The organism is Pedobacter sp. BG31 (assembly GCF_042464845.1).
In the GTDB taxonomy this organism is placed as follows: Bacteria; Bacteroidota; Bacteroidia; order Sphingobacteriales; family Sphingobacteriaceae; genus Pedobacter; species Pedobacter suwonensis.
In genome coordinates, this window is sequence record NZ_JBHNZK010000003.1 from 376,789 (window position 1) to 389,593 (window position 12,805).

Consider the following 12,805-nt stretch of genomic DNA (forward strand, 5'->3'; position numbering starts at 1 on the left):
ATATTTCAAATAAATGAAAAAAATAATTGTATTCATTCTGGCTTTTGCTCAAACCATTGTTTACGCCCAGCAAAAGCAAGTAAAAGATAATTTTAATGTCCGGATTAGGTTAGAAAAGGGTGATTTGAATAACGATGGCTTAACAGACAAAACTGTAATTACAATGGATACAATCGATGCAGCTGTTCCGTTGAGGTTGCAGATATTTTTGTTACAGCCCAACAAGCAATTTAAAATGGTTTTCTCTTCAACAGATGTAATTGAACCTCAATATGTAGATGGTATACACACCAAAAATACCATTCCATATTTTTTTATTGAAAAAGGGTTTTTAGTCATGAACTCCGAAAAAAATGATGTTCGTTATGAGCATAAATTCATCTACAAAAATGGCGTTTTTCAATTGGTTAAAATCTCCAGTGTAGTTTATGATGGCAAAAATTCAACGATCGAAAAAGTATTTGATCTTTTAGCAGGAGTGAGGACTGAAACTTTAAAATCATTGGGCTCCGAAAAAATTCTAAAAAAAAATGTAAAGAAAATTATGATCAGGCCATTGCCCACCCTTCAGAATTTAAGAAATTTTGGCAATAAAATAGATTAGAACGCTAAAAAGAAAAACAATGATAAAAAAGCTACCTCATATGACCGGAAATTTTGTCTTTCAGACTTTACGACTTCAGGTAATGATTTGCGCAATGCTTTCTTTAATGTTAAACGCAGTAGCACAGGATAAAGCGCTGGTCAACACCTCAAACAGCCCTTATGCTAAGCTGCATAGCATTAATATGAGTGATGTAACCTGGACAAAAGGTTTTTGGGCCGACCGTTTTAAAGTGGCCACCGAAACCATGGTACCGAATATGTGGGCCATTTACAACGATCCGAAAATCAGCCATGCCTTTAAAAACTTCGAAATTGCCGCTGGCCTTGATACCGGTTCGCATGCCGGCCCTTCCTTTCACGATGGCGATTATTACAAAACACTGGAAGCGGTGGCGGTGCTGTATGCTTCTACCAAAAATCCAAAATTAGATGAGATGATGGATAAGGCGATTGTTGTTATTGGCAAATCGCAGCGCGAAGATGGCTACATTTATACCAAAGCCATGATTGAGCAACGTAAAACCGGTGCCAATAACCAGTTTCAGGATCGCCTGAGTTTCGAATCGTACAACATCGGTCATTTAATGACAGCAGGTTGCATCCATTACCGTGCTACGGGTAAAACCACCTTGCTTAATATCGCCAAAAAAGCCACCGATTACTTATACAGGTTCTATAAATCCGCTTCGCCTACTCTGGCCAGAAATGCCATTTGTCCTTCGCACTACATGGGTGTGGTAGAAATGTACCGTACCACCAAAGATCCGCGCTACCTCGAACTGGCCAAACATTTAATTGCCATTAAAGGGAAAATTGAGGATGGAACCGACGATAACCAGGACCGTATTCCCTTTTTACAGCAAACTAAAGCCATGGGCCATGCCGTAAGGGCCAATTACCTGTATGCCGGCATAGCCGATCTGTACGCAGAAACCGGAAAAGATTCGCTTTTAAACACCCTGAATATGATATGGGATGATGTAAACCAGCATAAAATGTACATTACCGGCGGTTGTGGCTCCCTTTACGATGGTACATCGCCTGATGGCACTTCATACAATCCGGCCGAGGTACAGAAAATACACCAGGCTTTCGGCCGCGATTACCAGCTACCCAATTTCACCGCCCACAACGAAACCTGTGCCAATATCGGTAACGTATTGTGGAACTGGCGCATGTTGCAACTTACTGGCGATGCCAAATATGCCGATGTGATGGAACTGGCGCTTCACAACAGTGTTTTATCGGGCATTAGCTTAGATGGAAAGAATTTCCTGTATACCAATCCGCTGGCACAATCTGATGATTTACCTTTCAAACAGCGCTGGTCTAAAGATCGGGTACCTTATATAACATTATCAAACTGTTGTCCGCCAAATGTGGTGCGTACCATTGCCGAAGTTAGTAATTACGCCCACAGCATTTCAGATAAAGGGTTGTGGTTCAATCTATATGGAGGCAATAATTTAAGCACCACACTAAGTAACGGCATTAAAATTGCTTTGAGCGAAGAAACCGATTATCCCTGGAGTGGCAACATCAAAATCACATTAAAAGAAAGTACCGATAAAGCCTATTCAATTTTTTTAAGGATCCCTGCCTGGACACATGATGCGCAGATCAGCATCAACGGAAAAGTAGCACAGGTAAAGGCTGGTACCGGCACTTATGCTGAAATGAACCGCCTTTGGAAAAAAGGGGATGTGATTACACTCAACCTTCCTATGGAGGCTGTTTTAATTGAAGCCAATCCTTTGGTAGAGGAAAACCGCAATCAGGTAGCCGTAAAACGCGGCCCGGTGGTATATTGCCTTGAATCTACCGACCTGCCGGGTAAGCGTATTTTCAACGCCTTTATACCTGCCACAACCCAATTTGAAGCAAAAACCATGAATATTAACGGCGCCAAAATAATGAGCCTGGAGGGTACCGCTAAATTTGTAGCACCCAATAACTGGAAAAATGTGCTTTACAAGCCAATTGAAGATAAAAATACTACAACCACACTTAAACTGATACCTTATTTTGCCTGGGGCAACAGGGGCCATTCCGAAATGTCGGTTTGGCTGCCGGTTAGTAGATAACTTCACCGTGATCGTCTCGACTGGAGCGTAGCACAATGGAGAAATCTATAATAGATTTCTCGACTGGGTTGCACTGCGCTCGAAATGACGACCAGTAAAAGAAAAAAATACAACAATGAAATTAAAACTGATCCTTTTCCTGATCCTTTGCTCCAGCATCGCATCGGCCACTGTAAAACCAGCTTCCATTTTTACCGATCACATGGTGTTGCAGCAGCAAAGCAACGTAGCCATTTGGGGCTGGGCTAAACCGGCAACCAAAGTTAAAGTGTTTACCTCGTGGAACAAAACCAGCTATGCTGTAACTTCTGATGAAACCGGAAAGTGGAAAGTAAAAGTGGCTACACCAGCTGCAGGCGGACCATACGAAATCGCACTCAATGATGGAGAAAAACTCGTCCTGAAAGATATTCTCATTGGTGAGGTTTGGTTTTGCGGAGGCCAGTCAAACATGGAAATGCCGATGAAAGGATTCAAAAGTCAGCCTGTTATCGGATCTAATGAAGTCATCTTAAAATCTTTAAACCCCAACATCAGGTTATATACTGTTCCGCGTTCATCCATTACCGAAAGGCAGGACAACAGCAAACCTTCGTTGTGGAAACTTGCCGAACCTGAAGCCGTTTCTAATTTCAGTGCTACCGCTTATTATTTTGGATCGCTGCTGAGCGAAATGCTCCATATACCCATTGGTTTAATCAACGACAGTTACGGTGGTTCGAGCATTGAAGCCTGGATGTCGCCTGAAGATTTAAAGCCCTTTACAGAAATTAAAATCCCTTCAAAAGGCGATTCTATTAAAGAAGTAAGCAGAACACCAACTACCTTATACAATGGCATGCTTTATCCGGTAATGGGTTATGGCATTAAAGGAGCCATCTGGTACCAGGGCGAATCGAATTATGAGCGACCACAACGCTACGAAGATTTGTTCCCGGCCATGGTTTCGGGCTGGCGACAACAATGGGACCATGGCGAATTTCCCTTCTACTACGCACAAATTGCGCCTTACAATTATTCACTTATCGCCAAACCAGGCACCAGTTACAACGCGGCTTATCTGCGCGATGCACAGCGCAAATCGTTAAGCAAAATACCCAATAGTGGCATGGCGGTTTTAATGGATATCGGTGAAGAAAACTCCATCCATCCGGCCAATAAAAAACAGGGAGGCGAAAGGCTTGCCTACCTGGCCCTGGCCCAAACCTATGGTATCAAAGGCTTTGGTGCACTTAGTCCGGTTTACGAATCGTTAAGTATCGAAAAAAACACTGCAACCCTGAGGTTTAAAAATATACCTAACGGGTTAACTTCTTTTGGTAAAACTTTATCTTTATTTGAAATTGCGGGCGCTGATCAGAAGTTTTATCCGGCTAAAGCCACTATAAAAGGCAGCAGCGTCGTTGTTTCGGCGGAAGAGGTAAAAGTGCCTGTGGCCGTACGTTATGCTTTTAAGAATTTTGTAACCGGCGATTTATTCGGAAATGACGGCCTGCCCGTTTCCTCTTTCCGTACAGACAATTGGGAGAAATAATAATGATGTTCACCAGAAAGACACCTCATTTATATAAAAAGTACTTCAATGTGCTAAATTTACTTAGATGGCCGGCATTTTTAAGCCATTCCTCAGGCATCCTTAGCTTTTTAACCACAAAGAAACGAAGGCTACAGAGTATTCTATTAATCAACTTAAATGTGCTTAATTGTCTTATATGGTTGTTTTTTTTAAATCATCAATCAGGTGTGCTTAGGTGTCTCAGGTGGTCAAATATTTTACGTTTGCAAGGCAAAAACTTTGTCTTTGTGCTGTTCGCGTCTTTATGGTTCACTTCAACAGTTGCCTTTTCGCAAGAGATAGCATCCGCGAATGTGGTATGGACTACCCAAAGTGACAATTCAGCCGAATCGATGCCTGTTGGCGGTGGCGATATCGGTTTAAACCTCTGGGTAGAAAAAGGAGAGGTATATTGCTATATTTCCCGCAGCGGAACCTTTGATGAAAACAATACCTTGCTTAAACTTGGTCGCGTCAGGTTGCAGTTTAGTCCCAATCCGTTTGCCGGCCAAACCTTTAAGCAAGAACTCATCCTGAAAGATGGTTACGCCAGCATATCCGGCGCCAATGGAAAAATTAAAAGCGAAATCAAGGTTTGGGTCGATGTTTTTAAACCAGTCATTCATATAGACATTCAATCGAATGCAAAAATGACCACTACCGCCAATTATGAGAGCTGGCGCTTTGAAGATCGCAATACCACAGGCAAAGAAAATAACCAGAATTCGTACAAATGGGCTCCTCAAGGCGTTGTAAAAACACGGAAAGACGAAATTGCTTTTAAAAATGGTGGCGTACAATTTTATCATCAGAATCAGCCGCAAACTGTTTTTGATGTGACCGTAAAACAACAAGGTTTAACCGAATACCAAACCGCACTCTACAACCCTTTAAAAAATCTGATTTTTGGCGGAATAATGACAGGAAAAAACATGGTGGCTGCAGGTAATGATGCCGGCACTTACCTCAGCACACCTTTTCAGGGCTGGAAATTGAAAAGCAAGACACCTGCTACAAACGAACACCTCACCATTGCCCTGAATACCAGTACTACATCGGCTGTTACTACCTGGGAAAAGGAATTGAAAAGCACACTTCAACATGCGAAAAACGATCAGCAGGGCAGCATTAAATGGTGGAACAATTACTGGAACAAAAGTTTTATTTACATCCAGGCAAAAGATGAGGCCACCAATCAATCCGGCAGGAATTACCAGCTTTTCCGCTACATGCTGGGCTGTAATGCTTTTGGCAAATATCCGACTAAATTTAATGGCGGGCTTTTTACTTTCGATCCGCAGTTTACCGATAGCGCGCTAAAATACACACCTGATTTCAGAAACTGGGGTGGAGGCACCCATACCGCACAAAACCAGCGTTTGGTTTACTGGCCCATGCTTAAAACCGGCGATTTCGATATGATGAAGCCTCAATTTGATTTCTACCTGGATTTACTAAAGAATGCGGAGATCAGAACCGCGGCTGCCTGGGGGCACAAAGGAGCAAGTTTTACCGAGCAACTCGAAAATTTCGGTTTACCCAACCCTGCAGAATATGGCTGGAAACGTCCGGCTGATTTTAACAAAGGGATGGAATACAATGCCTGGCTCGAATACGAATGGGATACCGTTCTGGAGTTCTGCATGATGATCCTCGAAACAGAACGTTATGATCAGCGGAATATCGAAAAATATCTTCCTTTAATTGAAAGCTCACTGATGTTTTTCAAGGAGCATTATACCTATCTGGCCAAACAACGCGGCGCCAAAGCACTTGACGGGGAAGGGCACTTGGTTTTGTATCCGGGCTCCGGTACCGAAACCTATAAAATGGCATACAATGCTACATCTACCATCGCTGCATTGAAAACAGTACTACAAACATTGATTGAAAGTCCTTCATTACCCGAAAATAAGCGAAGCGAATGGACAGCCATGCTCAAAACCATCCCAGAGATTAGTTTCAGATCTTTTCAGGGGCAAACCACTATTGCACCGGCCAAGCTCTGGGAACGCATCAATAACACCGAAAGTCCGCAACTCTATCCGGTATATCCATGGGGCATTTATGGCATAGGGAAACCAGGTTTAGATACTGCGGTCAATACCTTCCGATACGACACAGATGTGCTGAAATTCAGGAGTTATGTAGGCTGGAAGCAGGATAACATCTTTGCAGCGAGATTAGGTTTAACCGAAGAAGCTGCCCGATTAACCACCCTTAAATTAAAAGATTCCGGAAGGCGTTTTCCGGCCTTCTGGGGACCAGGCTTCGATTGGACACCCGACCATAACTGGGGCGGTTCTGGCATGATTGGTTTACAGGAGATGCTCATGCAAGCCGATGGAAAAAAGATTTATCTTTTTCCGGCCTGGCCGGCAGACTGGGATGTACATTTTAAACTTTATGCACCATACCAAACTACCGTTGAAGGAAGGTTAAAAGACGGAAAATTAATCGATTTAAAAGTATTACCCGAATCGAGAAGGCAGGACATTATGAATATGATCAACCACAGATAAAATGAATAAATACAGATTTTAATAAAAAAACAATCCGTAATTATCCGTGAAATACGTTGGCAAAAAATAGAACAGAAAAAACAATTAGAATAAACCACAGATAAAAAGGATGAACACAGATATTAATAAACATAATCCGTGTATATCCGTGCAAATTGTGGCAAAAAATAGAACAGAAAAAAACAATTAGAATAAACCACTGATAAAAAGGATTAACATAGATATTAATCATACATAATCCGTGTCTATCCGTGCAATCTGTGGCAAAAAATAGAACAGAAAAAAACAATTAGAATAAACCACTGATAAAAAGGATGAACATAGATATTAATCATACATAATCCGTGTCTATCCGTGCAATCTGTGGCAAAAAATAGAACAGAAAAAAACAATTAGAATAAACCACTGATAAAAAGGATGAACACAGATATTAATCATACATAATCCGTGTCTATCCGTGCAATCTGTGGCAAAAAATAGAACAGAAAAAAACAATTAGAATAAACCACTGATAAAAAGGATGAACACAGATATTAATAAACATAATCCGTGTCTATCCGTGCAATCTGTGGCAAAAAATAGAACAGAAAAAAACAATTAGAATAAACTACTGATAAAAAGGATGAACACAGATATTAATCATACAGAATCCGTGTCTATCCGTGCAATCTGTGGCAAAAAATAAAGCAGGAGCTAAAAACAAATAAAATAACTTATAGCTACAAAAGACAAACACAAATCTCTAAACTAAATCTGTGTTAATCTGTGAAATCTGTGGCAAAAAAAATAAATATGGATTTACAACTAAAAGAAAAAGTAATCATCATTACCGGCGCAGCCAAAGGCATTGGCCGCAGTATCGCGGAAGTGTTTGCCAAAGAAGATGCCATCGCCGTAATTGTGGGCAGAAAAGCAGCAGACAACCAGAAGGTGGTTGATGAAATTACCTTGCTAGGCAAAAAAGCCGATCAGTTTGTAGCCGAACTTTCCAAACCGGAAGATTGCGAAAAAGTGGTTGCCCAGATTGTCGCTAAATTCGGCAGGATTGATGGTTTGGTAAACAATGCCGGTGTAAATGATGGGGTAGGCCTCGAGCGCGGCGATTATGAAAGTTTTATGGCTTCGCTCCATAAAAATGTAGTGCATTACTACCTGATGGCGCACCATGCTTTGCCTGAGCTGATCAAAAGCAAGGGGGCAATTGTAAATATCACTTCCAAAACAGCTGAAACCGGTCAGGGCAACACTTCAGCCTATGCGGCAGCCAATGGTGGCAGAAACGCGCTAACCCGCGAGTGGGCGGTAGAACTTTTAAAATACGGCATCAGGGTAAATGCAGTGGTAGTAGCCGAGTGCTGGACACCCGCCTACGAAACCTGGATCGAAACGCTAACTGATGCACAGGAAAAACTAAATGAAATTACCGCTAAAATTCCTTTTGAAAACAGAATGACCACTGCAGAAGAAATTGCCAATATGACGGTATTTCTGATGTCGGCCCGCTCAAGTCACACTACCGGGCAAATAATCCATGTTGATGGAGGCTATGTACATTTAGACCGGGCTTTGGCGAACGCTTAATCAGTTTTCAGTTGACAGTTATTAGTTTGCGGTTTATACCAATGCCGACAATGAACCAATTACCCAATTTATTCAATTAACCAACATTAATGAAAACTGGAAAGTAAATAGATCGTCATTATAGGGAGGAACGACAGTCAGTCCCGATTTCTCGGGAAAGCAATCTGTCATGCCAGCGATTCTTGCTAGAAAGATTGCTTCGTCGGCTGAAAAAGCCTTCTAGCAATGACGAATGTCTATTGTTATCTCTCCATTTTGTTAGGCTATATCCGATAACCTACTGAAAGACAAAAATCGTCCGCGTTTGTAACGCGGATGCATGAGGACAGCGATTTTATCGTTGAAAAGTATAATCACAAAAAAAGCCGATAATGTAAATGTTATCGGCTTCTGTATTATTGGGATTTATTTAGCTTAACCTTTATAAAACACCTCATTCCAGTGCAATTCATTTCTGAACTGGTTGATTTTCGTATCGGCCCCAATGTTAATGTATTCCAAACCGGCAATGTTGGCAAAATCTGACAAGTGCTCGGTAGTTAAATTCTGACTGTAAGCCGTGTGGTGTGCTCCACCCGCGTAAATCCATGCTGCACAACCTGTTTTCATATCAGGCAGTGGTTTCCAAAGCACGCGTGCAACAGGCAGGTTAGGCAAATCATTTTCTGCTTCAACGGCTTTAACTTCATTTACCAGTAAACGGAAACGGTTGCCCATATCAATTAACGAAGCATTCAGGGCATCGCCACCGCCTACGTTGAATACCAAACGTGCCGGATCAGCTTTACCGCCAATGCCCAGTGGATGTACTTCTAAACTTGCTTTTCCTGATGCCAGGCTGGCGTCTACTTCCAGCATGTGCGAACCCAGCACCATGGCATTTGCCGGATCAAAATGATAAGTATAATCTTCCATAAAAGCATTTCCACCTGGTAAACCCGCGCCCATTACCTTACAGGCACGTACCAAAGCCGCAGTTTTCCAATCACCTTCACCGGCAAAACCGTAACCATCGGCCATCAAACGTTGTGCTGCAATGCCCGGCAACTGAATCATCCCGTGTAAATCTTCAAAGGTATCTGAGAAACCTTTAAAGCCGCCATCAACTAAAAACTTGCGTAATCCCAACTCAATTTTGGCCGCATCGTAAACCGATTGGTGTCTCGCACCACCAGCTTTCAGGTCATCAGCCATTTCATAGCTAGCTTCGTATTCTGTTAATAAAGCCTGAACAGCTTCCTCATCAATTCCATTAATTACGGCTACTAAATCACCTATACCGTAAGTGTTTACTGAAAAACCAAATTTCATTTCCGCTTCAACCTTATCACCATCTGTAACTGCTACATAGCGCATGTTATCGCCAAAGCGTACAAATTTAGCGCCCTGCCAATCGTTCCATCCGGCAGCAGCCCTGCACCAGGTATCAATCTGTTTTGCCACTTCTTCATCCTGCCAGTGGCCAACCACCACTTTACGGTCTTTACGCATACGCGAAACCATAAAACCAAATTCGCGGTCGCCGTGTGCACTCTGGTTCAGGTTCATAAAATCCATATCAATGGTATTCCATGGAATATCGCGATTGAACTGTGTATGCAGGTGTAACAAAGGTTTCTGCAATACATTCAAACCCCTGATCCACATTTTGGCAGGAGAGAACGTGTGCATCCAGGTAATAACTCCAATACAATTTTCATCGATATTGGCCTGTTGTAAAGTTTCAAAAATCTCCTCGGTGGTTTTTACAATCGGCTTGTACACCACCGAAACCGAAATATTTTGGTTTTGGTTCAATGAATCAGCAACTTGCTGTGCATGTTCTGCTACTTGCTTCAAGGTTTCTTCGCCGTACAAATGTTGTGTACCGGTGATAAACCAAACCTGTAATTTTTTTAAATCAATCATTACTGCTTATGTTGTTTTTAATTATTTTGTTTTTAATTTATTCAAATAAACCTATCAGGTTTTTAAAACCTGATAGGTTTAATATTCTCCGGTCGGTGAGACACCAACCGATAGTTCAAGACCTCGAATTCACTATTTTTGTCCGTAGTAAGCACCTGCACCATGTTTACGCTCATAATGCTTTTCAATTAACGAATCTTTTAACTTTGGTGCCTGCGGATTAATCTGCTGTGTTAACAAAGCCATTTGCGCTACGGCCTCCAGTACGGCACTGTTGTAAACGGCTTTCTCTGCTGTTTTACCCCAGGTAAAAGGCGCATGGTTACCCACTAAAATCATTTCAACTTCTTTATGGCTTAAGCCCAGGCTTTCAAAATGATTGATGATCTGGAACCCCGTTTCATATTCATAATTACCTTTAATCATGGCGTCATCCATCGGTGGCGCACACGGAATATCGACAGTTAAATGGTCAGCATGGGTGGTACCAAAAATCGGGATGGCTTTTTGCGCCTGCGCCCAGGCAGTGCCGTAGGTAGAGTGGGTATGTACTACACCACCAATATCTTCCCAGTGCTTGTACAAAACGGCGTGCGTTTGGGTATCCGAAGAGGGGCGGAGACTACCTTCAACCGTTTTCCCATCAAAATCTACAATCACCATTTTTTCCGGTGTTAAATCCTCATAAGGCACACCACTGGGTTTAATTGCAAATACACCTTTTGAACGGTCTGCGGCACTTACATTACCGAAGGTAAACAATACCAATCCCAATTTCGGCAACTGCATATTGGCTTCGTAAGCCTGTTGTTTTATATCCTGATAGTTGCTCATGACAGATAAGGTTTAACATCTTTTTTGCTGTATTTCTCCAAATAACGGCCAAGCCCTAAATATTGCTGATAATGCTGGCGGTAAAGCTTTTGCTTTTTCACATTTGGCTTATATTCTTTTTCAAAACCGGTACCCATGGCTTGCATGGCTTCCTCAATATTCGGGTAAATACCGGCAGCTACTGCGGCAAACATAGCTGCACCTAAAGCACAGGTATGCTCAAAGCGGTGGATCCGGATCGGCATTTCGAGCACATCAGACATCATCTGCATAATGTAAGCCGATTTTTTAGCCACTCCGCCAATTCCGATAATACCTTTTACAGGCACCCCTTGTTCTTTAAAACGATCTACAATGGCTTTGGCGCCAAAACAGGTTGCGGCTGCCAGTGCGCGGAAAAACCGCGGAGCATCGGTTCCTAAACCCAAACCAGTGATGGCACCTTTAAGTTCCTGATTGGCATCAGGCGTTCTTCTGCCGTTTAACCAATCTACAGCCAGCTCTGCATAATCATCATCATCTAAAGCTTCAGCCTGCTTACTTAAACTGGCGATAATTTTGGCTTCAAGTTCTTCTTTCAGCGCAATTGCCGTGGCCTCATCAATAAGTGCAGATTCAGTTAGCAAATGGTTTAGCGGCCAGCTGATTAAATTTTTAAACCAGGCGTATACATCGCCAAAAGCAGATTGACCTGCCTCTAAACCTGCCATACCCGGAATTACAGAACCATTTACCTGTCCACATATACCGTTTATCAGTTTTCCATCTAAATCCTGGTTAGGTGCTACTAAAATATCGCAGGTACTGGTACCCATTACCTTACTTAAATAATAAGGCTCAATCTGTCCGCCAACTGCACCCATGTGTGCATCAAAAGCGCCAACACCAATTACCACATCGGTACTTAAGCCTAATTTATTTGCCCACTCTTCGCACAAGGTTCCGGCGGCAACATCAGAAGTATCGGTATCATTAAATAATTTATCTCTGAAACCAGCCAAAAGCGGATCCAGACTGCTAAAAAAATCTTCCGGTGGCAAACCGTTAAATTCTTCTGCCCATAAAGCTTTATGTCCGGCAGCGCAACGACTTCTTTTCATGGTAGTCACATCCTTGCCACCACAAAGTAAAAAAGGAATCCAGTCACAATGTTCTACCCAGGATTGCGCACTATTCCGAATAGACTGATCTACCCTTAAGGTACGCAAGAGTTTGGCCCAAAACCATTCAGACGAATAAATTCCGCCTACATACTTCAAATAGTTGGTTTCGAACCGGGTAGCATGCTCATTAATTTCTGCAGCTTCTTTAACCGCTGTATGGTCTTTCCAAAGCACAAACATGGCATTTGGATTCTCTTCAAAACCAGGTGTTAAAGCCAGGGGAGTACCTGCGGCATCAACAGCAACCGGACTAGAACCTGTCGTATCAATCGAAATACCCCTTACTAAAGAAGCAATTTCTGCACCACCTGCTTTGGTTAAACAATCTTTTATGGTATGCTCTAAACCTTCAATATAATCTAAGGGATGCTGGCGGAACTGGTTAACAGCCGGTTTACAGTATAAACCTTTTTGCCATCTGGGATAAAGAAAAACAGAGGCCGAAATTTCTTTTCCATTTGCGGTATCGACTAGAACAGATCGGACAGAATCAGTCCCATAATCTACTCCAATTACATAGTTTGCTTTGCTCATAACAATAAATAAATGTCT

8 protein-coding genes are annotated in these 12,805 nt (G+C 42.2%); 5 read left to right on the forward strand and 3 right to left on the reverse strand.

The features are described 5' to 3' along the window. Window positions 1-13 precede the first annotated feature (13 nt). The 5 genes from ACFE6N_RS06650 (at window position 14) to ACFE6N_RS06670 (ending at window position 8,348) form a co-directional block, all read left to right on the forward strand. Window positions 14-604 carry a hypothetical protein gene (locus tag ACFE6N_RS06650; RefSeq protein ID WP_378934982.1) on the forward strand — a complete coding sequence of 197 codons (591 nt, stop codon included), beginning with the start codon at window positions 14-16 and terminating at the stop codon, window positions 602-604. Between the two features lie 19 nt (window positions 605-623). After that, entirely contained in the window at window positions 624-2,690 is a 2,067-nt protein-coding gene (locus ACFE6N_RS06655) for a glycoside hydrolase family 127 protein (RefSeq protein WP_378934983.1), read from the forward strand. Window positions 2,691-2,805: 115 nt separating this feature from the next. Then, window positions 2,806-4,224 (forward strand): sialate O-acetylesterase, encoded by a 1,419-nt coding sequence (locus tag ACFE6N_RS06660; protein ID WP_378934985.1) that lies wholly within the window; start codon window positions 2,806-2,808, stop codon window positions 4,222-4,224. Between the two features lie 245 nt (window positions 4,225-4,469). After that, complete coding sequence (locus ACFE6N_RS06665; protein ID WP_378934987.1) at window positions 4,470-6,767, forward strand: DUF5703 domain-containing protein; 2,298 nt, start codon at window positions 4,470-4,472, stop codon at window positions 6,765-6,767. 792 nt (window positions 6,768-7,559) lie between these two features. Further along, complete coding sequence (locus tag ACFE6N_RS06670) at window positions 7,560-8,348, forward strand: SDR family oxidoreductase (RefSeq protein ID WP_378934989.1); 789 nt, start codon at window positions 7,560-7,562, stop codon at window positions 8,346-8,348. Window positions 8,349-8,762: 414 nt separating this feature from the next. On the opposite strand, the gene araA is transcribed toward ACFE6N_RS06670, so the two are convergent. The 3 genes from araA to ACFE6N_RS06685 all read right to left on the reverse strand — a co-directional run bounded on the left by araA (window position 8,763) and on the right by ACFE6N_RS06685 (window position 12,787). Next, window positions 8,763-10,256, reverse strand: coding sequence for an L-arabinose isomerase (araA, locus tag ACFE6N_RS06675; protein ID WP_378934991.1), 1,494 nt, complete (start codon window positions 10,254-10,256; stop codon window positions 8,763-8,765). Window positions 10,257-10,388: 132 nt separating this feature from the next. Then, window positions 10,389-11,090: an L-ribulose-5-phosphate 4-epimerase gene (locus tag ACFE6N_RS06680; RefSeq protein ID WP_090979282.1), complete on the reverse strand. Its 702-nt coding sequence runs from the start codon at window positions 11,088-11,090 to the stop codon at window positions 10,389-10,391. Then, window positions 11,087-12,787: a ribulokinase gene (locus ACFE6N_RS06685; RefSeq protein ID WP_378934993.1), complete on the reverse strand. Its 1,701-nt coding sequence runs from the start codon at window positions 12,785-12,787 to the stop codon at window positions 11,087-11,089. Before ACFE6N_RS06685 ends, ACFE6N_RS06680 begins: the two co-directional genes overlap by 4 nt. Window positions 12,788-12,805: the final 18 nt, after the last annotated feature.

Excerpts from the sequence above, each read along its gene's own strand:
- ACFE6N_RS06650 (WP_378934982.1), top strand. The coding sequence starts at position 14 with ATGAAAAAAATAATTGTATTCATTCTGGCTTTTGCTCAAACCATTGTT.
- ACFE6N_RS06655 (WP_378934983.1), top strand. The coding sequence starts at position 624 with ATGATAAAAAAGCTACCTCATATGACCGGAAATTTTGTCTTTCAGACT.
- ACFE6N_RS06660 (WP_378934985.1), top strand. The coding sequence starts at position 2,806 with ATGAAATTAAAACTGATCCTTTTCCTGATCCTTTGCTCCAGCATCGCA.
- ACFE6N_RS06670 (WP_378934989.1), top strand. The coding sequence starts at position 7,560 with ATGGATTTACAACTAAAAGAAAAAGTAATCATCATTACCGGCGCAGCC.
- araA (WP_378934991.1), bottom strand. The coding sequence starts at position 10,256 with ATGATTGATTTAAAAAAATTACAGGTTTGGTTTATCACCGGTACACAA.
- ACFE6N_RS06680 (WP_090979282.1), bottom strand. The coding sequence starts at position 11,090 with ATGAGCAACTATCAGGATATAAAACAACAGGCTTACGAAGCCAATATG.
- ACFE6N_RS06685 (WP_378934993.1), bottom strand. The coding sequence starts at position 12,787 with ATGAGCAAAGCAAACTATGTAATTGGAGTAGATTATGGGACTGATTCT.